Below are 24854 nucleotides of genomic sequence, written 5' to 3'. Positions count from 1 at the left end.
AATTAATTAATAGCTCTCATTAAATTTCCAAGCATGTTCAAGTGCAGTTCTGTATTCTCTGTCCTCAACAGTTGATAGCTCATCTGAAAGGAGCTCTTTAAAGTCATCAAACGATATAGAGTCAATTAGATCGTATAATGCCAATATATTTTTAAGTTCATTTTTCAGAGCTGATCTCCTGCTATTAACTAATGAAGGATCACCAATTAAATTAAAAACACGTATAGTTTCTTGTGCTTTTCTCTTTTTAACTGCATCAATATCTTCGATAGGTCGCACCATACCATTTGTTAAAAAACGCAGGTATTCTTCAGGATCATCAGAATCTGGCTTAATTATTTCATCTGGTGAGTATGGAAATGTCTTATTACTATCTTTAAAATGCCCACACCGTGTTTTATAGTCACACGAGCCGAATAAGTTAAACCAAGTAAAAGTCAAATGACGATAATTTTTTCTTGTTCTGAAGTGCTCGATGTGCTTTTTCTTTAACTTACACTCACAATAAGCACAAAACCCGTTTTGCATCTGATCCAGTTGTTGCCAGATTATAGCTCTGTCATTTGAGCATAATTCTGACCACAAATTGGCAGCACCATAACGTGTCAAACATGTTGGCGCATTACTTCTATTAATTTTTTTCATATTTGATTATTATTTTATTTTTGAACGTGCTCTTTCCTTTAAATCCTGCAACCTGAGAATCGAGTCACATTGCTTAATCACTGGATGATTCGGGCCGTAATGACGATTCAATTTTTCCAGTAAATTCAATGCCTCAGGCTTATCTTTATAACCTTGCTCAACATAATTTGTAAAGTCTTCAAACCATTGAGCCTCCTCTACTGGAGGTATAGAAAAAGTATTCATTAAAGTTTCTAGTATATCTGAGCTGACTACACCTTTAGTTTGGAACTCTGGGCTGGAGGCAGTAACGGTTCCATCACCATTATCTTGCAGAACTCTTATTGATTCTTTATTAACAGTAGATAGTACATGCGGGCTGTGCGTCGTAAGAATAAACTGAATATTTGGAAATACTTTTTTAAGGGAAAGAATTATTTGTTGTTGCCACTTCGGATGCAAATGCAATTCAATTTCATCGATTAAAACGATTCCTCTTCCCTTTAATGGATCAATTAGTTTAGGGTTCAACATGACCATTCTAAGAGCTAAATCAGCAACTGTCCCTAACACCACTCTTTGTCCCTGTGATAACTGATTGATATTGATCCAAAGACCATTATTATTTACCTTTAACTCTGCACGTCCACTTGAACGATCCACCTTCATCTCAGAAACTGTCGTTACTGTACCCGTTATTGCAGTCAGGACAGCCTTCCTAAGTTTAGTGTAACCACCTGTCAAGCTTGCTTCTGCTTGTCGTATGTACTGCTCTTTAGTTTTAATCATCTCATTAAAACTAGCTTTTAAATCATCAGAGACAGACTTTACGGCTTTCTTTATAAACTTTAGATCTTCCTTTAACTCTTCTATGTAGTGTAAGTCTTTTGTCGAATTTGCAATATTTTCAAGGAATAAGAACCATTCTATAAACTTTCCAAACTGCCCCTCACCATCTAAGACTCCATCATATGCATCAAACCTAGTTTTCGATTTTCCATCTTTAAATTTCTCAAGGTCAAACGTATTATTAACCTTCTCACTAGCTCTGCTTACGGAGTAATATGCAAAAATGGGGAGGTCGATCTCTTCGTGTGAGTTAACTACTCGAAAGATGTTTGCAAGTGACTTAATTTCCGAAACATTGCTATCTCTTTTCTCTTCTGTACCTTTCTTAGCTCTAGAAAGGTTAGCTTTGACTTTCGTGTTAAGACCAAATGTGAATTCTACATTTAAATCCGAATAATGTGGGCAGGCAACATTAATATCTGTATATTCAATCCTTTTGGCATTTTTTCCCTCAGTTTCTATGCCAGCACATATCCAGCTTAAAACCTTTGCTATGCTCTCAATTATTGCTGTTTTACCAGAGCCATTTTCTCCGATTATCACATTCAATTTTTTATCAAAATCGACTTTTATCGATTCAAATTTTCTAAAATAGATCAATTCTATTTTTCTTAGGATAAATTCGTTTTCTGGCTTCTCTTCCTCATCCTTTTTATTCAGAAAATCTAAACATTTATCCATATAATATTGTGATTTAATTTTGTCATCATCAGAGCCTTTAGGTTCACTATAATTTTCGGCAAGCTGATAAATAGCCATTAGATCACCTTTCAGTGCATGCTGCTCAGTCTGTCTAATCGTTTTATTTCTGCTCATTTACAGCCTCAAATAATTTATTAAAATCTAGCTGAGGGTGCTTATTTTTTAATGACTGCAAGAACCCAGATTCAATGTGATTTGCAAAAGAAATTATTCCCTTAAGGTAGTTAATATCTGACAAGTCCAAATTTCCTTGCAAATATTGATAAACTAAATGCTTAATGTAACGCTTTCTCTTTCTACCTAAGGACAACTGACCATCATTTGATATTGTCACACCAGTCACATGTCTGTTGTGGGCTCTAGATGAAAATGCAGTTTTGCTATGATTAATAGTCATCCTCATTCCAAAGCATTTTTTAAGAACGGACTGAACTATCTTAGGTATATCAAAAAGCACATCTTTCACGTTTGTACTAAAAGTTATGTCATCGGCGTATCGGCTATAGTTAATGCCATGTTCAAAGCAAAGATCAGCAATTAAACTATCAAACTCATACATGCAAAAATTTGATATCATTGGGGAGCTTGGAGCTCCTATACTCAGAACTAACTTCTTCCTGTTCTTCTTATTTGGCTGCCAAAAAATAATTTTATCAATATTTCTCCTCTCTGAATCAGACAATGGCTTCCGAACAACTGAATCCCAAACCCTCCAAAATAACTCTTTATTAATTGAGTTAAAAAAGTTTTCGAAGTCCATTTTAAGTAAATAGCTATTTTTAGAGTGCAATAAGGCATTTTCTCTAATTCCAATGCCTTTTATGTAAGCTTTAGCTGAATCATGTATGGGGAAGCTTGAAGAGGATAACTCAATAAAAGCCCTCTGATAGGATTTCAGCTCTTTTGAAGGCTGAGCAATCACTCGATGACCATGTTTACGTTTTGGAATGCTGTAAACTTTATATTTTTTGGGTGCATCAAGCAAAAAGCTTGAAACTTCATATTCAGATTTATTCAGTTTCTTCGCTAACGCCGTAACAATGCTCATATCTCGCTTCTAATCCGATTCGCACTAATAAAAAAGCCCAAGAAAAGACTCCTGGGCTTAAGCTCTTTACTAAAGGAAGCGAAAGATTCGCATCCTAAGCGAGGAACGAGGTTAGGATGCGAATCTTTCGCAACCTAAAACTGTTCAATAAGTTAGAGTCTGGCTAAACACCCGACTAGACGAGTCACGTCATAATCTAAAGAGCTTTATCAGTTTAACCTAGTAGTCAAGGAGCTTCAACTACATAGTAAAACCATGTAATAGTTAAGAATTTATTTTATATTAGCTGAACACTATATATTCAGATGTCTATACAACTGTCTTTTAAGCAAACCAATTTTATGAGCACCTTTCAATCGAAATGAAATTTGCTACAAATACGCTATAAAAATTTATTCAAGGCACAAAAAAAGGTCTCGCCGTTAAGCTAAGACCTTGATTTATATGGCGCACCCGAGAGGATTACTCGGGCTGTCCTGCCCTCGCCCTAAAGGGCCCGCTGACGCGGTTCAAAAACGCTCCCGGCGTTTTTGTCGAACTAAGGTTCTCATCCCACGAGGTACTGTAAATGAAAAAACCGCCGAAATGGCGGTTTGTTCATTTATGGCGCACCCGAGAGGATTCGAACCTCTGACCTCTGCCTCCGGAGGGCAACCCCGCGAAAAGTTGGTAAAAGGCGCACACCTGCGAAAAATGGTATTAATAGTTACATCAATAGCTTGCGAACTGGTTAACCACATTTCGACTTACGCCACTTAACACCTAGTAAGCACTTTCATGTCACAAAACTTTTCAAATAACGGTGGTTAAAATGACCACTACCCACCCCTGCGAAATAGTTCTTTTTTTAATTTTTTATATTCCTTTTCCCACGCGCGCGAGGAGACCGCATGTTAACTCGAACAAATTTACCGGCTAGTTTGTCCCCTCGGAGAATCTGATACTGCCTTGCTAGCATTTAAAATCCAACGGTTAATAATCTCTGGTGGCATGTCCTCTGATGAACAAGCCAGGTGCATGAGATTTAGAGCGAATGCCATTAAACCGGAAGATGCAGACTCGACCCGCTCGGCACTTCTTGCGTAAAAGACTATTTGAACAACTCGACCAGCAATATCAGGCTGAACGGTTGCTTTTGTCGATGAGTAAGATCCCCACACATGGAGATCTTACATGAGGATAGCGAATATTTCCGAACAGTCAGACCACTTCGCATTACCCCGATCGTCAATCTCAAATACAACCGTAGTCAAAATGGGGAATTCAATAAAACCACTATGATTGCTCACTCGCCTCTCATTGTTTTAAATGATCGGCCTAAACTGTCACCACTTAAACCCTATACGGGCAAGCGCATCAAAGATGCCAAAGCGGGTCCTCTGATAGCGCGATTGCATCTGTATCACGCCTAGAAAATCTCCTCGACACAGGGTCAGAACCGTAATATCTCTCACGATTTTAGCATCTTGAATGTAGCATTACATAAGGGATTAGGCTATGCTAGATTTTGTCGCTCTCAGTTCCTTTAAGTAAGGGGCTCGGCTTCAAACAGGCCAATTTCACGACATCTGATATACATACTCCATGTATTTTGTAATGAGCGATTGTTCTGACAAGAACCAGACAATAAGTATTGGAAGGATGAAACCATGACATTAGTTCAAGGAAGCTATCATAAAGCCACAACAGAAAATCAGCTCAAAGAAGGAAAGAGCATGGCACTTAAAATTAACGGGTATAATATCCTGTTGTGCAAATTCGATGGCCAGTATTACGCGTTTAAAAATAGCTGCCCCCATCAAAGTCGGCCAATGACAAACGCCAAAATCAAAGCTGGAAAACTGATCTGTCCGTTGCATGGCGCGCAATTTAACCTGTCCGATGGCGCGTCTCTGGGTTCGCTCACCAAGCGTCCACTAACAAGTTACGATATTCTGGTCGGAAACAACGAAGTACATATCAAGCTGCCGTGTGAAATAGAAACCGTGTCTTGCTAATGGGCCCGGTATGACTCAGCATCATCCGATACAGCTTTGGATTGCAAACGATGAACAGATCACCTGCCCGGAGTTATTAAACCAATATCAATTACTGCTCAGTGATGAAGAGCGAACACAATACCAGCGATTCATCTACAATGGTCATCGACATCAATATTTAGTTACTCGCGCACTCGTAAGAAGCACTTTGTCCCGATATTGCCCATACATTGCACCGCATCAATGGCAATTCAAGAGGAATCGTTTTGGTAAACCAGCCATTATGAACCACCTCAATATACCTCTTTACTTTAATCTCTCTCACACCAAAGGGGCAGTGGTACTGGTCGTGCATTGTGAAGGTGAAGTTGGGGTAGACATCGAGTGGATACACAGGCGAGAGAAACTCACCGAAATAGCGACGCGGTACTTTACACAGCACGAGATTAAGACCTTACAAGCCTTGGACCCCGTAACACGGCGCCACTACTTTTATCAGCTATGGACATTGAAAGAGGCATATATCAAAGCCTGCGGGCAGGGTATGTCGCTCCCCCTAAATCAGTTTTATTTTCAATTTTTACGGGAGCGCATTCATGTATGTCATATCGCGCCAGGCTCCCTGGTGAACGAAAACTACCAGTTTTGGCAGTTTCAAATAAGCACAGAGTATCAAGGCGCATTGGCCATCCAGTACACAACTGGTGATTTTTCTTCTCCCGGTATACAGTTTAATCACGTCGTGCCGTTACGCGAAGCACAAAGCGATACACACATAGCATTCAGCCGTTAATTGGGGTCATAACCTGAGGGATCCCTACGAAATCGTGCCCTCATATAATGCTGCAACTCTTGCTGTCGAGTAAATGCATGCAATGCTTCAAAGTGTTGCGCCATTGCTTTACTGTCAGCTTTAAACGTTTTGCGATAGCACGTAACCCAGTGTATGAAACGATAACACGCGTTTTTCTCGCTCTGTATTCGCCTGAAACTACCAATGCCTTTGGGCAACCGTCACCCCGACTCCGAGTAATATGAGTGCCAGTGAAGCTAAGTTGGCCAGCAGCAGTAAAATACTGAGGCGATTAAGTTTGGTAGTGCAGCTTTTTTCAAACCCTAAACCAAACAGGCTGCTCTTCATATCTCTGAAGCTTTCTTCTATTTGCATATGTTGCTGGTAAATCGCCACGACTTTTTACCCTGACGGTGGGGCTGCGACAAATTAGATGCTAACAGCCATGGGTCTGTATTCGCTCGTGCATTTGACTGCGATGTTTTAGAGGCTTTCTTACTGCCATCAGCATTGAATGCATGACGCCCCTTAGCTTTTTGCTTGTACAGTGTAAGCGTGCAGGCAAACGGCGAACTTCGCGCTATTTCAGCTTGGTATTGCTTGGGCCGCTGAGATGCCTTGTCATACAATTGGCTAATACACTGCCAGTGCGTGCCCTTGTCGGTGCTGTAAAGGTTAGGTTTGCGTACCCGGCCAACAAAATACCAGCCCAGAGCTTCAATTTGTCTGAACCACGGCGTTTTAAACCCTGCATCGGTTACAATAACCGGTTTACAGTCAACAGGCAGAAGCAGCAATAATGTTCGCAGAAACAGCTTATGAGTTACAGGTTTCTCTTTGGTACTCAGTGGATGAACCTCCTCGTACAGCGTGATAGAGCGACTATCGAAGCTCAACGCAGCTCGCAACAGAAAATGTCTTTTACACTCATCAAGATCAGACCAATCAATGCTTATCGTCGGATGTTTGGCTGTACAGAATAGTCGGCAGACGGCCCCAAAAACTAACGTTTTCTCACGCAGTAAATTCGCATTAGAGAGAAGCTTGTCAGCTCGTTTAATACTATGTTTTTCATAGGCTGCGGTGTCTATGCCGCGACCAATACTGGTAACGGTGGCAGAGCTGCCATTTGCCAGGCTGTAAACGCAGTCAGTCACAGCTTTTTGTCTGGTTGCATGCATTTTAGGTGTGACAAATGAAACGATATTGGTCAAGATGGTGCGAACATTCATGGCGTGTCCTTGGCAGGTTTGTTTGGCGATAGCTCTGATCACCGAACGTAATGGATGTTCCTTCCGATTTCATCTTTTTGTTTTATCTAATAATTTTCTGGGGATGCCTCAGGGTCATAACCCATAGTCGTTATGACCCTGTTTGTTAATTCCCCCAAGGATACCAGTAAAACCCACCTGGCAGGCCATCGGTATCTCTATTAATTCCGATCCGATAACCCGATCCCGGAGGTACAGCGGTGAAAGTCACAGGCCTATGACACAGTCTAAATACTAAGCCAAGTGTCAGCAGTGGATATCACTATAGGTCGAACCGGACCGCTTTCAAATCCGATAAAGTCTGGTTTATTGGTGTGGAGGGCACTCAATATTGTTGCGGGGAACAACAGGCTCATCATCAGCAAGCAATACCACGGCCAATGCGCGTATATTGTTTGTCGTTTATCTCTTCTTGCTTGGTACATTCTTTCACACCTTTTAATTATTTTTGTTGTGAAAACCAACTGGAGCAACGCGCAACACCCAGTTGACCTGTTTTCGCTTTAATACCTCCGCGCGCTTTGTTAACCCCCAATGCTGTCGCGTAAAATAGCGACCACATCCTCCGGACTAGGAAAAGAAGGGTGTCCCACCATACGTGCCAACGAAACATCAAAGTTTTCGTGCCACACAGGCTCCACCACCTGATAATCATCTTCTCGCAATTGCTGAACATTTCTGCGTACAGCGGGTTTTTCCCACATACTCGTCCCCATCACGGGAAAGAACAGCACGGGATACGTTGCAGCCATAATAATGGTGGTGAGTCGATTGGGTGCACTGCCAGTTGCCACTGCCGCTAAGGTGTTGGCAGTCGCAGGCATCACGGCCACAATGTCATGATCTGCAATGATCCTGGAAGGCTTATCCGTTGGCCAGTCTTCAGGCTTTTCACCACTGATCACCCGATCTGCGAACAGGGCGATGGTGGTCGCCGGAATAAAAACCTCAGCTGATTTAGTCATCAATACCGTTAAAGTACAATCTATGTTGGCTTTAATGGTTTGCAAATATTTAGGAAGCAAAACGATATCCACAGATCCAGAGGCACCTATCAGGATACGCGCTTTCTTTTTATGTTCATCCATCTTTTTCTACCAATGATTAGTGTAATTTAGGTTAAAAACTTACTCTGTCCCCGGAGGTGCTTCCCCCCATCCCCAACGCGGCACGGTTTCCCGTTTTGAGGGGGGTGCATCCGGTTGTGAGTTAGCTAGGGCTCGTCGAGATCCCCATTCAATGTATGCCACAAAGGCCGAGCGGAACTCGGGATCGGTAGGCAATTCAATTTCATCTGCTGTTTGCAGCATCAATGCAACCCAACGCTCTCGCTGCTCCGGCTGGATCTTTCTCCCCCGATGTCTGCGGAGCATGGTTTTAAAGCCACCGCGATCTTCGGTATAAATCGTAGTCCCACCGAGCACTTCTTCAAACCACATCGCAACATGGGCGTGATGATCATCTGCCATATGTTGGAACAGTGGCTTCAGCAAGTCATCTTGTTTCACTTTTTCATAAAATTTTTCTAATAGGGTGGCCACGGCTTCCCGTCCCCCCATCCATTCAAATAGTGTGGGCTGTTTTGTCATTATTTATCTCCTTATTCGGACGTGATGATGTCTAACCAAGCGCGCGTCAGGCGCTATGATCAGCCGAGCTCCAATGATGCAATAGCCTGAATTTTATGCTTTTCACCCTGTGGCTCTGTGCCTCTATACATCCGGAATGTATGGAATATCTCCTCATACCCTAACGCTTTTAAGGTGTTGATAAAGCCAAGATCCAACGTTGGTGCATCAATTGTGACCTGTGTGCCAGGTGGCACCTGCGCCATCGCCATCGCAAACAGTTTCTCGCTGACCGCCTGGTTCTCAGCATACAGCGGACCCAGTCGGTACCCGTCGGTGGAGCGGCGGATCCCAACCACCCCCAGAACACCATCACCCGAATCAATTAAAAAGCCGTGACGTCCTTCGCCGCTGAACCAATTTTGCAGTAACGCAGCACGTGAATAGCCCGTAATTTGCGCATCAAATTCAATGACTGCCTCGATATTATCTACCGTAATATTTTGCACGCCTTGGGGTGCATCAACGTGTTGGTGATGCACCCCGACCAAACGCGAAGTTTCATAATGGGTGACAAATCCGCCTTTTTTATAATTCTCTTCCTGTTCAGGCATGCCATCGAGCCCCACTGAGCGCTTGTCACAGTGATCAAATGCATCATAACTCAAACGCAGTCCATATCCTTTTCCACGCGCACCAGGCGCAACCAAATAAAACCCGGCATAAGCATATTCATCGCTATAATTAACGACAGACACCGATGCAACGGGTTCTCCATTCACATAGCCCAAGTAAAAACCTTGATCATCAATATTAAAGAAACACTCGGTATCACCCAGGCCCAAATCCCATTTTTCAGCTAGCGCCCATTCGTTGACAATTTGCCACTCTTCCAAAGTCGCAGGTTTTGACGTCCAAGACTGGTGGTCCTGCATTAATTTATAACCATCTAATTTTTCGCTCATTATTCTCTCCAAATTTGCTAAAGGCCTATCGATTTTCCAATTACTTCTTGCAACACTTCACTGGTGCCACCATAAATTTTCTGCACTCTGCTATTTACCCAATGTTTCCCCATGCTGGAGTCTCTCATGTAACCTGATGCGCCGTGCAACTGCATGCACTGTTCAGCCACTTTGACCTGCAAATTGGTTGTCCATAACTTGGCACGCGCCGCGTCATCGACATTGAGTTGTTTGCGATTAAACTTTTCAATCGCATCATTGAGATAGATCCGAGCAATTTTGACTTCGGTATCTAAATTGGCGAGTGTGAACTTATTGTGTTGCAAAGAGCCAATAGGTTGACCAAATGCAATACGGTTTTTGCTGTATTCCAGCGTCTCTTTCAATATGGTTTCAGCGGTGGCCACTGCTACCGACGAAATACTTAAACGCTCCCGAGTCATGGCCGTCATAAAGTAGTAACTGCCCATGTTTTCAAGGCCAATCAGGTTATCCACGGGCACATGACAATCCTCAAAATAAAGCGCGGCAGTATCACTGGCGTGCCAACCTAATTTCTTCAATGCATCACCGCGTGTAAAACCACTCAAGCCACGCTCAAGGGCCAATAAGCTCAGTCCTTGACCGCGTTGACCGCTGCGCGTTTGCACCGCGGTTACAACGATGTCTGCGTTAACGCCATTGGTAATATACGCCTTGCTACCATTGACGACATACTTTTCCCCGTCCCGTACCGCAGTGGTCTTTATCTCAGTAGAGTCTGAGCCACCGCCAGGCTCAGTGGTGGCAATCGCGGCCACTTTTTCACCGCTACACAACGCTGGCAACCAGCGCCTTTTTTGTTGCTCTGTGCCATGCGCATTGATGTAACTGGCCAACACATCGTTGTGAGAAATAATGATGGGCGCTGTCAGTCCTGCACTGATCAGTTCTTCTGTCAGTATGACCGTATGAGAAATGCCCTTGCGTCCTTGACCACCATACTCGGGGTCAATCTCCATACCAAGCAACCCAGCTTCACCCAACTTTTTCCAAAATGAGCGGTCCACTAACCCCTGTAGCTCCCACTGCGGTTGATAAGGCACGGCTTCTCGTTGCAAAAAGTTTCGGCAGTATTCTCTAAACTCGTTGTAAGAATCGATATCTTTACTCACTGCTATCCCCTCAGTTCTTTAACATACCGGTTGCTCAGACACGAACCCTTGCAACATTTCGCGCACCACCACGGTCCAATTGTCATAAATTGCAAAATGGTCTCCTGCCACTTCCACATGTTTCGTTCTGCCGGTAGAGTGTTGCTGCCATGCGAAGACATCCTGCTCTGGCACATCAAAGTCTTTTGATGCGGTAATAAGGGTGAGTGGCTGCGTAACTCGCATATGTTTTAACGCGCTAAACTGACTTTTCACTGTGTAGTCACTGCGCAGCTGCTTGATAAGTCGGTTGGCAATCAAAGTCTGATTGAGTACCGCGTCGGGCGTGCCTTTATCTCTTCTGATTTTTTCCAAGATCGCTTCATCGCTCAACAAATGCAGATTCTCCTGCTCTTGCACACAGGGGGCCGGAGAGGCAGAAATGATACTCAACGCCGGTCGCATCCCATATTTTCGCTCTAGCAACTGGCTGACTGCCATGCTGATCACGCCGCCAAAACTATGCCCAAATGTGATCCAATCCTGACACTGATCTTGTGTACTGAGAAAATGCAAATGTAACGCATCGGCGAGTTTATTCACTAATTCGTTCAACTCATGAATGTGTGCCCCACAGCCTAACGCCCCTCTGCCAGGGATCTCAATCGCTTTGAACAACAACTGAGGCTGTTCCTGCGCGCGTTTACTCCACGTGTTATATACCGCAGACCCAGCCCCCAAGTGCGGAAAGGCGTACACAATTCTTTTTTTATCCACACTCATTGTAGTGCTCCTACTTTTAAACAATTGGCGATCCGCTCCGCTACCATGATGGTAGTCAAATTAGTCGGCATTGACGGTACACGTGGGAATAACGAAGTATCGGCAACCGTGATCCCCTCGAGGCCATGGAGCTTGCCCTGTTCATCAGCGGCTGTGCCCGCTTGTCCCGGCTCGCCCATACACACAGTACCAGAGGCGTGCCAACCAGGGTTCACAAGGTTTTTCATCGCATTGCGCATAACGACATCATTGTTGATCATGGAATCGGACCAGATAGGAATGTCCTCGAAACAGTCAGCAAGTTTCTCGTGTCTTATTACGGACCAGATCTTTCTCACGCCACCTATCAGGCGTTTAATATCTTCATCATGTTGGCGAATTGGAAAATCAATCATAGGGCTGGTTTTAGCACATGCCGTTTCGATAAACACCCGGCCACGCGCCTGGGGCCGCATCAGCATCACCGAAGCGCCCACGAGCATGGTATCTTCACCTTGCTGACTAAAGCGCGGCACTGTTTTGCTACTCACATTGTTGAGTAGACCAATTTGCACATCAATTTGGCTGTCATAACCACTGGGTAAGCGGGCGGCGACCTGTCGCCATGGCGAGCCACTCGTGCATAACGCTTGTTTGGGTTTGGCCCATAACACCACGGCACTGTGATCTTGTAAGTTGCCCCCCACAGCAGGTAAATCTGCCACCACAGGAATACCAAGCTTGTCTAGGTGGGTCGCATCACCCACGCCTGAACGCTGCAAAATTGCTGCGCTGCCAATCGCACCGGCACACAGCACCACATGTTTCGCCTGCAGTTCACGCTCTGCGTTGTCTTGTTGTACCCTAACCCCGGTCGCTTTGTTTCCCGAAAATTGCACATGAGAGACCATAACATCGGTTAAAACTTGGAGATTTTTCCGCCCTCGTATAGGTTCAAGGTACGAAAGATACACATCCAGTCGCTCAGCTTCTCGGCCTACGTTGGAGGGAACCAGCCCCACGCTCGTTTGCTCACCGTGGTTTAAATCTTCAGTATAGGGAATGTGATATTCCTGACAGATCTGAGAGAAGAGCACATCCAACGGGTGCAGTTCAGTCTCTGATGGCCTCCGGATCCGCAAATAACCATCTTTACCATGATGCTCGGTGTCGCCAAAATCAGCGTCAGCTTCTAAATGATCAAACCAGGGTTTTACCTTATCCCATTGCCAGTTGGGGCAACCAAGTTCTGCCCAGGTATCAAAGTCGCTGGGAAACCCGCGCAACGCCACAGCGCCATTGACCGCTGATGAGCCCCCCACCACCTTACCCGCTTTGTAGCCAAATAATTTATCTGGCACACGCTTACCCGGCTTCGAGGACTGCTCAGGCTGTTCAGGCAAGAAGCGGTTACTGCCACTTAGGTTCGCTTCATAATCCCAATTATACCCATCCAAAACCAATTGAGAGGCATCTCTTAGCGGGCTATTTTCCTCGTTTGCATCAGAGTCCTGACCTGCCTCAATTAATAATACCGAGACCTGTTCATCTTCAGACAATCGAGCAGCCATGACACATCCGGCCGTTCCGCCCCCAATAACAATGTAATCAAAAACTTGATCATGCACTTCGTCGCTGTACATTGACGCTTTCCTTATTCTACTTCTGTCTCGTTGTCCTTGTGGATGAGTTGGGCAAAATATTGAATATTTGAGTTCATAAATAGCCCTTCCACGATCTCTTGTTCGGTCTCCGTATTGATGCCAAATTGCTCTCTGATCGTGCCGATTAGGGCCACTGCATGTAAGGAGTCTCCGCCAATATCGAAAAAGCCGCTGGTCACGTCGACCGAATCGTGCTTGAGCTGTTTGATCCAGATATCTAACAGTGCAGCTTCGATTTCATTGCCCGCTTGCACACTCTGCTCGGCCTCATTGCCCAGATCTTGCCAGGGGCTGGGTAGGTCGTTGTGACTTATTTTTCCGTTGCTGGTGAGTGGCATTACATCGAGCACAATATAATATGACGGGATCATGTAGTTAGGGAGTTCACGCTGGGCCATGCTCCGCAACTGGGTTTGCAGCGCGTCATGATCTAACTCAGCTTGAGGCTTGTCAGACACAATCCATGCGACGATATGTCTTTGCCCTGTTCTTGGGTGTGCCGGGGCCCCCACCACAACATGACTGATGTGTTCATGATCCAACAAACACACTTCCACTTCACCGAGTTCAACCCGATAACCATTGATTTTTACTTGATTATCTTCTCGCCCTAAAATCTCAATGTACCCATCGGCGATGTATTTTCCTAAGTCACCTGTTTTATACAAGCGTTCACCCGTCACAGGGTGGTAAAAAAAGCGCTGGGCCGTTTTTTCTGCATCGCCGAGATACCCTTGTGCAACCCCTTCACCGGCAATGTAAAGCTCACCCGTCACCCAACGCGGGCAGTGAGACAGCCACTCGTTTAATACATGGAAACGTTGGTTTGCCAATGGCTTGCCGTAAGGAATGCTTGACCATTTGTCATCAACGGCTTGGATCGGGTAGAAAATAGACCATATGGACCCTTCGGTTGCACCGCCCAAGCTGATAACCTCACAGCGCGGTAGCACGTCTTTGATACGATCTGGTAAATCAACCGGGATCCAATCACCACTCATCAACACCAATCTGAGTTTTGACTGAGACAGATTGGTTGTGTTTTTGTCTACGAGCGCTTTCATTGGCGCCGGGACACTATTCCAAATCGTCACGTCATGGGCGATCAACTCTTCATACCACAACAGCGGATCTTGTGCCGATTCAGGCTTGCCAAAGACAATCCGCCCGCCGGCACCGAGTACACCAAAATAATCGTATACCGATAAATCAAACCCAGCGGGTGCCACGGAAAGTACCGCATCCTCACGGCTCACATTAAAGCGACGATTGATATCGATTACCGTATTGGCGGCATTGCGGTGGGAAATCATTACCCCTTTGGGCTCTCCTGTGGACCCTGATGTAAAGATCACATACGCCAAATCGTCCAGCTCGGGAACAGGATGAGATACAGCAGGTGCCGTCTGCGTCGCGTCATACCCGAATAAGTCACAGTGTGGAATATCAATTACCTGTTTAAAGTCAGCTAAGGTATCTGTGTCTCCAACCACCCCTTTGGCATCACAGCGCTCTAACAATTTCACTTTTCTGGCACTGGGTAGATTCGGGTCTATCGCCACATAAGCGGCACCCGATAACAACACCCCCACTATCGCAATGACAAGATCTGGGCCTTGTTGCTGAGTAACGGCCACGATATCATTCGCGCATATGTTGACATTGCGACCGATCTGGTTGGCGATCCACTGTGCTTTGAGGAGCAGCTCAGAGTAAGTAACCTGGCGACTACCTTGTACTAAGGCGACCTGCTCAGGATACTTTTGTGCTGCGTTAAGCACTAAATCTTGTAGCAAGGTCGGATTGAGCGCTATATCCGTGTCATTTGCAAGCTGTCGAGCGCGGGCATCCTGCTCCGGTAAATCAACAACCACGCCTTGCTTTTCAAGCACTGTCGCATCACTGGCGCAGGCATTTAACAGCGCCAGATACGCTTCTTGCATCTGCTGGATCATGCCGTCTGGGAATAGTTCTTCCACATAGTTCCAGTTTATCATTACTTCCCCTTGCTCACAGGTAAGCTGATTTTCTAACCATAGCTGCGGTGTTGTATTGCTCATATACCGACAGTGAATGCCAGGCCAAGACGGGCTTTTCACTACTTCTTGCAGGTCATAATCGAGTGTATTACTAAACACCACAGGAAATGATGCCGCGCGATTTGATTGACTTTGCTTTGTTAGCGCTCTCAGCACCTTGATGCTATTGTGGGACGAATGCAAGCGGTTGCTGATGACGGAAGATTGTACGGCCAATAGTCGCTGTGAAAAGGTCTCGTTTTGCCCTCCCTCGATAGGCAACAACACGGGTTGTAAAAAGTTACCCACCGTATGCTCTACCCCTTCAAAATAGGGGCGACGACTCATCTGAGTCACGGTCAAGGTGAAATTCTGTGCCTTTGACCATTGCCGAACTACCTCTGCATAGGCGCCAAGAAACAAGGTTTCGAGTGTAATTCCGCTATGGTGTGCAACGACTCGGAGCTGCTCAATTAAGCTTGATGGCAGAGATTTAGACAGGCGACAAAATTGTGGTTGAGACAGTAAGCTCGGCGCCTTTTCTAACGGCATTTCCGGTGCTTGTGGCAATTGATTGAGTTTGTCTTCCCAGTATGCCGTGTCTTTGCGTCCTTGCGCTGCGTCAGTGAGTAATGCTTCACAATTTAAGTAATCACTGAAGTTCGGCCGTGATTGCGTGGTCACTGTGCCATCTTGATAATGGCCAAACCAGTCCTGTAGTACAAGGTACACGCTGTGCATATCGACAAAGATCAAATCAAAATAGATGGCCAGGCGAACCAAGCCCGTGTCTAGGCGAATGGCCTTGACCAAAAAAGAAGGCGCTTTATCTAAAGGTAGTAATGTGGTCTCTAATTCATGGCGATGTGCGGCCAATGCAGCCTGCTGTGCATGCTTATCCAAGCCAGACACATCCAGTGTTTCAATATGGTAGGGTGACACCTGTTCGAGTACTTTTTGCTGGCCATCACCACTGAGTACCGCGCGTAACATGGGGTGCAGTGAGATCACATGATTGAGTGACGTCGTTAATACGTCAATGTCCGCATCTTCAACGTCAATCTCAATATAGAAACTGCTAGAGCGACCGCCTAACTCAACGCCCGGATTTCGACCGATCACATAAGCATATTGAATATCCGACAAACTAAAAGGGGCTGCACTGTCAGTGCTGACATGACCTTTCAGGTGCGCTTCATCTAACGGTAATGTTCCCTCTAATAATGCACGAACTTGTTGTGCAAAAAGAGCGGCATTGCCATCGGTTAATTCAGGAGCAGAGCTCAAGTGGATTTCACTATTTTTTAATTGAATTCGTTGCTTAAATTCATCCATATTCATCATATAATTTCGCACCAATAAAGATTATCTTGTTCATTTGAGTAAACGTTGACGGCCTATCTACTCACACCAGTAAAGCATTAGCTAACAAATTTTTGCGCTCACCACTTGGCATCACTGCAGGTGTTCACATCCATAGAGGGAACTGCTACTACATCCATCTTACTATACGCGCCCAGGCAACTAAGCTTTGTTTAAAGCAGGCAACCCTGCTTGTCTGAGTTTTCACGTTATAAAAAGGCGACCTAAAAGAGCGGACAGGATCACTCCATCTTCGGTGTATGCCATAACTTGTATGGCAGCCTGGTATCCGCCCACCTGGCCTTAAGTAGTCGGTTCCAATACCTTACGAAAACCACACCGGGTCTCATAATAAATCGGGTTCAAAAAAGCCAAAGGCCCCCTGAGTTTATCTAATTCGCTTTTTGGGCCGTGCACCTCATAGCGAAATATGGTCGCTAAGTGCATTGCCTGGCGATTTAACTCATCAATATTTTGCAAATGCGCCAGAACGCCCTCAGCGTCTTCATAGCACTCTTGGCAGTGGCCTTTGTTACCATCAAAAGAAAAAATGTAATGCATACATTTTGGCTCATTGGCCGTCTTGGCAATGAACATATCACAATACTCCAAAAACTCAGCCACATGTTTATCTGGGATCTCAAAATAGGGCTTTGTAGACACACATGTTTCATTGTTGACCAGCATTATTCGCCTCCTAGCTTTTATTCATGTACAGGTTCAATGCGTGGTGAAAATGTTTGATCCGCGACTCATGATAGTCACTTAGGTACACTTCCTGATCTGGCCCTGACAACAAGCCCGCATGCATGTTCTCAATATTCACCATATCTTGGTCATACACATGGCCTAGCCAATCTTCCAAAACGCCGGCTTCTTCATAAGTATCACCGGCAACCATATGAACCGTCTCCACAGCGGGAAGCTCACCCTGACTTTTCGGTTTATCTTCAAGAAAGAAAATATCGAAAATACATTGGCTGTGATCATTTTTATTTGGCCTAAAGCGTAAAATAATCGGCAAGGTGATCCCGCGGAACAAAATGATATTAGGAAACAGGGTATACTGCAGCACATCCAGGGCCTCAGCATCGGACAGATGCATATAGTCTTTACCCGTTTTTAAGGTATGCTGGGCACGCATGATATCTGCCATATATTGCCGAGCCGTCACCCCTTCACCTAGCTGAGGCGGCGGCGTATCTGGATTGCCCAAATGCACATTGTAATGGAAATGGTTCATGATCTCCTGCTCGGTTAGCTTTTCTCGGCCTTCACTGACCTGCAGCCCGACGGCGTGAAAGCTTCTCGATATATGGCGGACATCCGGAAAAGTATCATATTGCAATATATCACTGAGATGCGCCCATGTATGACCATGGGTCTCTTGGGCATGCAATCCTTCCATGAAGGACTCCATGACGGTTTTCCAGTTTGCGGGTAACACTTGCTGACTATGCTTGACCACCACTTGCTCGCCGTAAAAGTTATTGGCAAGCTGCTCGGGTAAAATTTCTAAATAGGATTTAAGTGATTCAGCATCTGGGTCCATATTAATGAACACAAAGCCATCCCACACATCGACGCGCACTTCTAGCAGTGGCATCGACTTCTTTTCTATTTTGGAAAAGTCCCACTCGTACGGAATTTCCGTCAATTCTCCATCCAGAGACCAAGTGAAACCATGATACGGACATCTGATACATTGCATACTGGTGTTATGCTCAACCAGTTTACGTCCACGATGGCGACAGGAGTTATAGTATGCCTTGATAACCATGGTCTCACTCAAGCTTTGCGGCTCATCGTCTGAAACACGCACCACGATTAAGGAGAGGTGGCCAATCTCATAGACATAGGTATCCCCCTCTTCTGGGATATCTTCGACACGACACGCCATTTGCCATACCCGAGACCACACTTTTTTCATCTCCAAGTCATGGTATTCAGCCTCGGTATAACGGGCTTTAAAGATAGAGTGAAAATCATATTGCGCCGAAGAGTGCGTATGCATATCCTCCGGCGGGGCGATTTTATCGGTTGCGATCACATCCTGATAACTTGTATATTTGCCGTTTTTTGGTGCCAATTTATTCATGTTGCAACTCTAGGTCCTTGCTAATTCTGATAGTAATGAAAAGGTGTCATGGATTAATACCCACCAGGATAACGCCGTTCTGGATCCCTAGGATAGTGACCGAGGTACTTTCCAAATTGTCTATATCCAAGTAATTGCTGGGTTCTCAGCGGTAACTTCTCGACTGTTTGAGGCGCAAGGGACAGATACGGGTTTTCAGCTTGCCTTAACCAGCCTAGGCTATACATGGTGGCAAGCGCACTGCGCGAGTGAAGACTGTCATTACTGCCTCCACCATGATAAGTGCTGCCCAAATACACGACCGCAGACCCTTTGCTCATCACCGCAGAGCAGGCTTGGTCGTAAGTCGGCTCATTGTGAATGCTGCGATTATTTTTCACCACTAGGGTGGCACCATTGTCATTGGTAAACTCATCCAATGCGACTAAGCAGCTGAACATTAAGTTCATCCCCTGCATTTGGATTGGATATTGTACGTCATCGCGATGTATTGCTTGTCTATCTTCACCGGGGAAGATTTCAATGCCAACTGACTTATCTATCTGATAATAGTCGCAGTGCGGTAGCAGTATATTATCAGCGATCTCAAGGACCCGAGGGTGACTACACACCTCAATCGCTTTATTTGAGTACTCAAACAGCTTCAGGGCCCTGCGGGTTTTAAACCCATAGAATTTGGAATTGGCCTTGCCATGAAATGCATCATACGCAGGTTCAATTTCGGCTTTTAACTGCTCTGCTTCATCATCACTAATCAACTTATCAAGAATAACCGCGCCATCTTTTAAAAGCGCAGTAATGACCCTCTCTATGGGTGCGTTATCATCAAACGACTGCAAACTATCCATGCGTTTTCTCCAAAACTTCTGACCGATCACCCCGCTTAATGCGCTATGGCTCACAGGTTATTAATGCGCACCCAACGGTTTTGTAACAGTATTGAAAATATATCAGCCGTTTGCCTGCTTCAGCAGCTTTCAGTCGCGCAAAAACACAGCAATTGGGCACAACAGCAGATCATATTATTTATAATTGGCCTATCTAAAATAAACATTCGTACACTTAACTTATGAGACCCACAAGTTATTATTCATTACCGTCTCTGGCTGACAGCCGCACAGGCATAGGGTATGCGCATACGTGTAGAGTTGTGTTTATAAATTACTTTTAGATAACACATCTTAGAACGACAAAGTAGCATTAAGCAAATTCAGCTTCAACTAGCTTAGAGATCGCCTTCACAAAGCCTTCAAACACAAATAAGTCTGCTGCAGACTCATCGCCTTCATTAACCCGCCCCATCCATTCACCGATGGGAATACGAATGCTGTATTTCTCATCAATTAAATAGCACACATCCATAAAGTCCATGCTTTCTATACCCAAGTCTGAAAACAGATTGGTCGTTGGCGTGATCTCGTCACTATCTATATTGCAGACTTCAGAAAAGGTACTCTGAACAAACTGGTATATTCCTTCCATTAGCTTCGCATCCTCGAAAAATCAATTTATGATATATCTTAAATTATGATACGTCATTGAACATGACATTTTGATACTAACTCAATACAAGATTCGGCTCAAGCAACTCTTACACACGAAAAATGAATTCAGATCACCCCACACGCCTTCTATAAATTGAAAGGTCGCGGTAGGAATCGCTCTACGAATATCCTCAAGGTAATTAAACAGTGTGTTCGTTATACCAGTGCGCACGCCATGACTTGGCTGTTTGCGGATATGGCTCATCCTACGCTTGTGCAAATCGCGTCAGTTCCAGCAGGACGTCTTCTTTGGTGGGCTGAGCAATAAACGCACTTCAAATCGGCCATAACGGCTTTGTATTCTTTCCATGAGACGAATGTCAACGACAATACAAACCAGATAAACTATCGAATAAACCGCACCGAGCGGATGAGATGGCCACTCACTGGCTTGCTCCATGACAACATTGGTTACGCGAGCGCTCAGCGTCGGGGGAAACAGCCGCATCATACCACAGTTCATCTGCCTACCCGCAACGCCTGCATAGCGTAATTTGTGACAGCCCGCTCTGGCAGCTTGTCTCACGCATGAGACAAATCAGCAGGCTTGAGTGTCATTATTTCACTTATATTAGGGGCTGTTGATCTTTCGTGGTGAGTTATTAGTCGGCATGATGTGCTGGTATAATTATTTTCGCCAAAAACTAACCACACAGCATCCCATCATGCCAAGAACGATATTAACAGATGACCACTGGTCAAAGCTAATCCAGTTGATGCTGAAAACTGGCCGCGTTTATGACAAGCCGGAGCACAAGAATACTTTCGAAGGGATGCTGTACCGGATGCGATCGGTTGCCCCTGGCGCGACGTTCCAGATGCGTTTGGGCATTGGAGTGCTATCTAGCAGCGGTTTAACTTTTGTGGTCACAGAAAGGCATTCTTATGTAGCTCTTTGCAGAGCTAAGGCAATTAGCTGATTTAGAATGGGAATTCATAGACGGCAGTATCATTAAAGCCCATCAGCATGCGGCGGGGGCTCGCTCTGATGGAAAGGAACCTATCGGGAAAAGCCGTGGTGGCAACACGACGAAAATCCATATGGCTGTTGATAGCTGTGGCTTACCGGTAGATTTTATTATCACGGGCGGTGAAGCTTATGACTGTAAAGCAGCCCCAGAATTGCTTGAGCAGTTGCCCGAAGCAGAGCATGTAGTTACAGATCGCGGTTATGACAGTGAGAAAATCCGTGAACAGGTTCGACAAAAGAATGGTATTCCAACCATTCCACGCAAAAGGAATTAAAAGGTTGGAAATTGGCGATATTGACTGGTGTTTGTACAAATATCTACACCTTGTAGAGAATGCGTTTTCCAGGCTAAAGCATTACCGCTCCGTAGCAACAAGATATGACAAGTTAGCTCGGAATTACACAAGTACGCTGGCTTTGGCCTGTTGCATCATGTGGCTGTCAATGTGGGTTGATTGAATTATGAACAGCAAAGATCGACAGGTCCGAGGAATCGCACAATCGCGATACCTCTTAATTTGCATGCCACCTGCATCAACTGTGTTGACTGTTCAAGACAGACTGCTGCTATTTCGTTGAAATATGCGTCACGATATGGATATACTAGGCAGTAATATTGTGGCAATCACCATAGTATTAAACACCCTGCGATGTACGTAGCATCAAGCAAAAACGTGGTCGCAAGAAACACTGAGTATATAAAATCATTCGCCCCGCGATCGATGTGTTGTCGCGCATGTTACTAGCTGCGCACACGGTCATCATATGATCGCGTTTGTGGCTCGTATATACATGCAAATAGTAACAAGACACAGGTATAAAAATGGAATCTTTAGTTCAAGTTATATTAGTAGGGATAGGTGCAACCTTGATCATGGATCTTTGGGCCTTACTATTAAAAGTCAGTTTTGGGATCCCTTCATTAAACTACGGTATGGTTGGCAGGTGGTTTGTCTATCTCACCAAAGGCAAAATATTTCATCAAGGCATAATGAACACACCGTCAGTTTCGGGCGAAAATACACTTGGTTGGATAGCGCACTACGTGATCGGTATTGCTTTTGCCTCACTGCTTTTTTTAGTGTTGGGCAGTGCGTGGATTGAATCACCGACCCTAATGCCAGCTTTGGTGGCTGGCGTTGTCACCATTGTCTTTCCTTTTTTCATTATGCAGCCATGTTTTGGCATGGGTGTCGCGGCCTCCAAGCTCCCTAATCCCAACACACTGAGATTCAGAAGTCTATTGGCTCATCTGTCATTTGGCATTGGCCTCTACCTTTCCGCGAAATTAATGATGACACTTACTTAATATGACGATTCCACCCATTGTCGTGACTGACATATACATTCAGACACGCTCAGTGTAAGGCGTGAGTACAGCATACTCTGTGAGACTTGGCGCGTTGTAATACAAGGTGCCAGGGTCAGGGCTAATAAGGAATTTAAATAAAATGCATGATTCCCCCCTTAATCAAGAATACTTGTTTCATCCTTTTGTGAAGCGCTTTGCAGGTGATCCCGAACAAGTTCGTGACATTCACGATATCGAACAATTAGAAAAGCAACCTGCTTCTGAGCGCTTTCCCTGCCACTCAGTGACCGACGCGCTATTCATCGCGGCACAGAAGTACCAACATGCCCGCGCCATGAGTTATTTACCCAATGGGCGTGCAGACGATCCCGTGCAAAGCTGGAGTTACATAGAGTTTCTGGAGCAATGTATTGGTGCTGCCAATCTGTTTCACTCGCTGGGGATAGATAGCGACAGTTCGATAGCATTTTTGTTACCCAATATGCCCGAGATGGTGTTTGGTTTGTGGGGCGCGCAGGCGGTCGCAATCAGCACACCTATCAATCCATTTCTGGAAGTGGAGCATATTTGTGGCATTATGAAAGAAACTCAGGCGCGCATTTTAGTGACGCTTTCAAGTGATACCAACCCTGCGCTTTTCGAAAAAGCGCAGGCAGTCAAGCACAACACAGTCCATCCAGTGACGTTAGTGACCATAGGCACGCCCTGCAAAGAGACAATCAACTGGCACTCAGAGTTAAAAAAGCAGCCCACCGACCGGTATATTTTCCATCGTCCATTGAACGGTCACGAAACCTCTGCCTATTTTCATACCGGCGGAACCACGGGCACACCAAAAATAGCCAGACACACCCATCGAGGTGCAATCGTCAATGCCTGTCAAATGCTGATTGTCGGTCCCACTGAAGCCCTACTAAATACCAAATCGAAAGTCTCTCTGTGTGCACTGCCGCTATTTCATGTCAATGCCATTGTGGTTTCCTCATTAACGTCATTGCTCAATGGCTCCGAGTTGCTACTCGCAGGACAGCAAGGATTTAGAAACAGGGCACTCATGCAAGACTTTTGGCGCATTGTAGAGCGCTTTAAAGTCAATTTCTTTGCCGGCGTGCCCACCGTTTACGCCGCATTGCTAGAACAGCCAATCGAGCAACACAACATCGACAGCCTATTTTATTGCGGCTGTGGTTCATCCCCCATGCCACAAGTACTCATTAATGAATTTACCCAACGCACAGGGGCTGATATTTGTGAAGGCTACGGCATGACAGAAACAACCGCCTGTGCGTCAACGCACTACTATTATGGTGCGCGTAAAGTTGGCTCCGTAGGCTTGAGAGTTCCTTATCAAGCCATTCGTGTCGTACAACTGGACGACGATGGACACATCATAAAAGAATGTGCACACGGTGAGGTAGGGGTACTGCTGATCAAAGGTCCCAATGTGATCCCTGAGTATCAGCAAGCATTCGCCAATGTAAATGCATGGCCAGAGCCGGAGTGGTTGAATACGGGTGATCTGGGTAAGTTCGATGCCGAAGGTTATTTGTGGCTGACCGGCCGACAAAAAGATTTGATCATTCGAGGTGGACACAATATCGACCCACTGATGATTGAAAATACCTTAGTGGGGCACCCCGATGTCATTATGGCTGCCGCTGTCGGAAAGCCCGATGCGTACGCCGGAGAGTTGCCTGTTGCCTATGTGACCCTCAATCCTGACTCCACACTCGATGCGGACACGTTAAAACAATATTGCAAAGATAACATACCCGAACCCGCGGCGTCGCCAGTAGAGATAATCACTGTACCTGAGTTACCTATGACCCCTGTTGGAAAAATTTTCAAATTGCCACTGCGCCAGGAGGTGCTGATAAACTGCGTCAACAGTATCATACACGCATTGCATGATATGCTCGATTTCACAGTAGAAGTCATCAATGATATGTCAACAGGCAGTATCGTCAGGGTGCACTTTGCCCAACCACGCGAAGAGATAGATGAGGTTGCCGAGCAGGTGCAACATCAGCTCTACAAGTTCCACTTCCAATGGGAATTAAAATTTGCACCAGTGATAGCACCTCAAGCCGCACTGGAAATATAACAAAGATAAGCATAGCCAAGACACCCTATGCCAGCTATGCAGAGCCTCAGATGTTGGGCTCTTGCTTTTCAACAAAAAAGGAAATGGT

General features: G+C 45.3%; 21 protein-coding genes and 2 pseudogenes. 6 read left to right on the top strand and 17 right to left on the bottom strand.

Features of this window, described 5'->3' with window-relative positions:
- Window positions 1-6 precede the first annotated feature (6 nt).
- The 3 genes from ptuB to Q3O60_RS12375 are packed head-to-tail and all read right to left on the bottom strand — an operon-like array spanning window position 7 to window position 3223.
- Window positions 7-645, bottom strand: coding sequence for a retron Ec78 anti-phage system effector HNH endonuclease PtuB (ptuB, locus tag Q3O60_RS12385; protein ID WP_305894256.1), 639 nt, complete (start codon window positions 643-645; stop codon window positions 7-9).
- Between the two features lie 9 nt (window positions 646-654).
- Window positions 655-2289: a retron Ec78 anti-phage system effector ATPase PtuA gene (gene ptuA, locus Q3O60_RS12380; protein ID WP_305894255.1), complete on the bottom strand. Its 1635-nt coding sequence runs from the start codon at window positions 2287-2289 to the stop codon at window positions 655-657.
- The gene (locus tag Q3O60_RS12375) at window positions 2276-3223 is read right to left on the bottom strand and encodes a retron St85 family RNA-directed DNA polymerase (RefSeq protein ID WP_305894254.1); all 948 of its coding nucleotides are present in this window, start codon (window positions 3221-3223) and stop codon (window positions 2276-2278) included. Before Q3O60_RS12375 ends, ptuA begins: the two co-directional genes overlap by 14 nt.
- A gap of 1160 nt (window positions 3224-4383) precedes the next feature.
- On the opposite strand from Q3O60_RS12375, the gene Q3O60_RS17715 reads away from it, so the two are divergent.
- From Q3O60_RS17715 to Q3O60_RS12365, 3 genes are all read left to right on the top strand, one after another.
- Complete coding sequence (locus Q3O60_RS17715) at window positions 4384-4635, top strand: DNA replication terminus site-binding protein (protein WP_369812668.1); 252 nt, start codon at window positions 4384-4386, stop codon at window positions 4633-4635.
- A 237-nt stretch (window positions 4636-4872) separates the two neighbouring features.
- Complete coding sequence (locus Q3O60_RS12370) at window positions 4873-5220, top strand: Rieske (2Fe-2S) protein (protein ID WP_305894253.1); 348 nt, start codon at window positions 4873-4875, stop codon at window positions 5218-5220.
- Between the two features lie 10 nt (window positions 5221-5230).
- The gene (locus Q3O60_RS12365; protein WP_305894252.1) at window positions 5231-5995 is read left to right on the top strand and encodes a 4'-phosphopantetheinyl transferase family protein; all 765 of its coding nucleotides are present in this window, start codon (window positions 5231-5233) and stop codon (window positions 5993-5995) included.
- A 198-nt stretch (window positions 5996-6193) separates the two neighbouring features.
- Here the strand turns inward: Q3O60_RS12365 and Q3O60_RS12360 are convergent, their stop codons facing one another.
- The 14 genes and pseudogenes from Q3O60_RS12360 to Q3O60_RS17745 form a co-directional block, all read right to left on the bottom strand.
- Window positions 6194-6343 (bottom strand): hypothetical protein, encoded by a 150-nt coding sequence (locus tag Q3O60_RS12360; RefSeq protein ID WP_305894251.1) that lies wholly within the window; start codon window positions 6341-6343, stop codon window positions 6194-6196.
- 17 nt (window positions 6344-6360) lie between these two features.
- Window positions 6361-7227 carry an IS4 family transposase gene (locus Q3O60_RS12355; RefSeq protein ID WP_305894250.1) on the bottom strand — a complete coding sequence of 289 codons (867 nt, stop codon included), beginning with the start codon at window positions 7225-7227 and terminating at the stop codon, window positions 6361-6363.
- 563 nt (window positions 7228-7790) lie between these two features.
- A complete protein-coding gene (locus Q3O60_RS12350) occupies window positions 7791-8354 on the bottom strand; it encodes a flavoprotein (protein WP_305894249.1) in 564 nt (187 codons plus the stop codon).
- 39 nt (window positions 8355-8393) lie between these two features.
- Entirely contained in the window at window positions 8394-8855 is a 462-nt protein-coding gene (locus Q3O60_RS12345) for a group II truncated hemoglobin (protein WP_305894248.1), read from the bottom strand.
- 59 nt (window positions 8856-8914) lie between these two features.
- The gene (locus tag Q3O60_RS12340; protein WP_305894247.1) at window positions 8915-9799 is read right to left on the bottom strand and encodes a GNAT family N-acetyltransferase; all 885 of its coding nucleotides are present in this window, start codon (window positions 9797-9799) and stop codon (window positions 8915-8917) included.
- A 17-nt stretch (window positions 9800-9816) separates the two neighbouring features.
- Entirely contained in the window at window positions 9817-10953 is a 1137-nt protein-coding gene (locus tag Q3O60_RS12335; RefSeq protein ID WP_305894246.1) for an acyl-CoA dehydrogenase family protein, read from the bottom strand.
- A gap of 18 nt (window positions 10954-10971) precedes the next feature.
- On the bottom strand, window positions 10972-11715 hold the full coding sequence (locus Q3O60_RS12330) for a thioesterase II family protein (protein WP_305894245.1): 744 nt from the start codon (window positions 11713-11715) through the stop codon (window positions 10972-10974).
- Window positions 11712-13337, bottom strand: coding sequence for a GMC family oxidoreductase (locus Q3O60_RS12325; protein WP_305894244.1), 1626 nt, complete (start codon window positions 13335-13337; stop codon window positions 11712-11714). Before Q3O60_RS12325 ends, Q3O60_RS12330 begins: the two co-directional genes overlap by 4 nt.
- Window positions 13338-13348: 11 nt before the next feature.
- Window positions 13349-16720, bottom strand: a complete 3372-nt coding sequence (locus Q3O60_RS12320) for a non-ribosomal peptide synthetase (protein WP_305894243.1) — start codon at window positions 16718-16720, stop codon at window positions 13349-13351.
- Window positions 16721-17041: 321 nt separating this feature from the next.
- Window positions 17042-17425: a putative quinol monooxygenase gene (locus Q3O60_RS12315; RefSeq protein ID WP_305894242.1), complete on the bottom strand. Its 384-nt coding sequence runs from the start codon at window positions 17423-17425 to the stop codon at window positions 17042-17044.
- Between the two features lie 10 nt (window positions 17426-17435).
- Entirely contained in the window at window positions 17436-18836 is a 1401-nt protein-coding gene (locus tag Q3O60_RS12310; protein ID WP_305894241.1) for an aromatic ring-hydroxylating oxygenase subunit alpha, read from the bottom strand.
- 53 nt (window positions 18837-18889) lie between these two features.
- Window positions 18890-19684, bottom strand: coding sequence for a phytanoyl-CoA dioxygenase family protein (locus tag Q3O60_RS12305; protein ID WP_305894240.1), 795 nt, complete (start codon window positions 19682-19684; stop codon window positions 18890-18892).
- A gap of 352 nt (window positions 19685-20036) precedes the next feature.
- The gene (locus Q3O60_RS12300) at window positions 20037-20318 is read right to left on the bottom strand and encodes a phosphopantetheine-binding protein (protein WP_305894239.1); all 282 of its coding nucleotides are present in this window, start codon (window positions 20316-20318) and stop codon (window positions 20037-20039) included.
- A 168-nt stretch (window positions 20319-20486) separates the two neighbouring features.
- Window positions 20487-20707, bottom strand: a pseudogene (locus tag Q3O60_RS17745) (transposase); the annotation flags it as partial.
- Between the two features lie 338 nt (window positions 20708-21045).
- On the opposite strand from Q3O60_RS17745, the pseudogene Q3O60_RS12295 reads away from it, so the two are divergent.
- The 3 genes and pseudogenes from Q3O60_RS12295 (at window position 21046) to Q3O60_RS12285 (ending at window position 24766) form a co-directional block, all read left to right on the top strand.
- Window positions 21046-21809, top strand: a pseudogene (locus tag Q3O60_RS12295) (IS5 family transposase).
- 364 nt (window positions 21810-22173) lie between these two features.
- The gene (locus Q3O60_RS12290) at window positions 22174-22659 is read left to right on the top strand and encodes a DUF2938 domain-containing protein (protein WP_305894238.1); all 486 of its coding nucleotides are present in this window, start codon (window positions 22174-22176) and stop codon (window positions 22657-22659) included.
- A gap of 142 nt (window positions 22660-22801) precedes the next feature.
- The gene (locus Q3O60_RS12285) at window positions 22802-24766 is read left to right on the top strand and encodes an acyl-CoA synthetase (RefSeq protein WP_305894237.1); all 1965 of its coding nucleotides are present in this window, start codon (window positions 22802-22804) and stop codon (window positions 24764-24766) included.
- Window positions 24767-24854: the final 88 nt, after the last annotated feature.

It is taken from the genome of Alkalimonas collagenimarina (assembly GCF_030717845.1).
Lineage (GTDB): Bacteria > Pseudomonadota > Gammaproteobacteria > Enterobacterales > Alteromonadaceae > Alkalimonas > Alkalimonas collagenimarina.
Note: the sequence above shows the minus strand (reverse complement) of the source record. Positions and strands in the feature narration are given on the sequence as shown.

Bases quoted from the DNA above. Each gene is read 5' to 3' on its own strand.
- Q3O60_RS12290 (WP_305894238.1), top strand. From the start codon at position 22,174: ATGGAATCTTTAGTTCAAGTTATATTAGTAGGGATAGGTGCAACCTTG.
- Q3O60_RS12285 (WP_305894237.1), top strand. From the start codon at position 22,802: ATGCATGATTCCCCCCTTAATCAAGAATACTTGTTTCATCCTTTTGTG.
- ptuB (WP_305894256.1), bottom strand. From the start codon at position 645: ATGAAAAAAATTAATAGAAGTAATGCGCCAACATGTTTGACACGTTAT.
- Q3O60_RS12360 (WP_305894251.1), bottom strand. From the start codon at position 6,343: ATGAAGAGCAGCCTGTTTGGTTTAGGGTTTGAAAAAAGCTGCACTACC.
- Q3O60_RS12345 (WP_305894248.1), bottom strand. From the start codon at position 8,855: ATGACAAAACAGCCCACACTATTTGAATGGATGGGGGGACGGGAAGCC.
- Q3O60_RS12325 (WP_305894244.1), bottom strand. From the start codon at position 13,337: ATGTACAGCGACGAAGTGCATGATCAAGTTTTTGATTACATTGTTATT.
- Q3O60_RS12340 (WP_305894247.1), bottom strand. From the start codon at position 9,799: ATGAGCGAAAAATTAGATGGTTATAAATTAATGCAGGACCACCAGTCT.
- Q3O60_RS17715 (WP_369812668.1), top strand. From the start codon at position 4,384: ATGGAGATCTTACATGAGGATAGCGAATATTTCCGAACAGTCAGACCA.
- Q3O60_RS12310 (WP_305894241.1), bottom strand. From the start codon at position 18,836: ATGAATAAATTGGCACCAAAAAACGGCAAATATACAAGTTATCAGGAT.
- Q3O60_RS12330 (WP_305894245.1), bottom strand. From the start codon at position 11,715: ATGAGTGTGGATAAAAAAAGAATTGTGTACGCCTTTCCGCACTTGGGG.
- Q3O60_RS12320 (WP_305894243.1), bottom strand. From the start codon at position 16,720: ATGATGAATATGGATGAATTTAAGCAACGAATTCAATTAAAAAATAGT.
- Q3O60_RS12365 (WP_305894252.1), top strand. From the start codon at position 5,231: ATGACTCAGCATCATCCGATACAGCTTTGGATTGCAAACGATGAACAG.
- Q3O60_RS12305 (WP_305894240.1), bottom strand. From the start codon at position 19,684: ATGGATAGTTTGCAGTCGTTTGATGATAACGCACCCATAGAGAGGGTC.
- Q3O60_RS12315 (WP_305894242.1), bottom strand. From the start codon at position 17,425: ATGCTGGTCAACAATGAAACATGTGTGTCTACAAAGCCCTATTTTGAG.
- Q3O60_RS12355 (WP_305894250.1), bottom strand. From the start codon at position 7,227: ATGAATGTTCGCACCATCTTGACCAATATCGTTTCATTTGTCACACCT.
- Q3O60_RS12350 (WP_305894249.1), bottom strand. From the start codon at position 8,354: ATGGATGAACATAAAAAGAAAGCGCGTATCCTGATAGGTGCCTCTGGA.
- ptuA (WP_305894255.1), bottom strand. From the start codon at position 2,289: ATGAGCAGAAATAAAACGATTAGACAGACTGAGCAGCATGCACTGAAA.
- Q3O60_RS12375 (WP_305894254.1), bottom strand. From the start codon at position 3,223: ATGAGCATTGTTACGGCGTTAGCGAAGAAACTGAATAAATCTGAATAT.
- Q3O60_RS12370 (WP_305894253.1), top strand. From the start codon at position 4,873: ATGACATTAGTTCAAGGAAGCTATCATAAAGCCACAACAGAAAATCAG.
- Q3O60_RS12300 (WP_305894239.1), bottom strand. From the start codon at position 20,318: ATGGAAGGAATATACCAGTTTGTTCAGAGTACCTTTTCTGAAGTCTGC.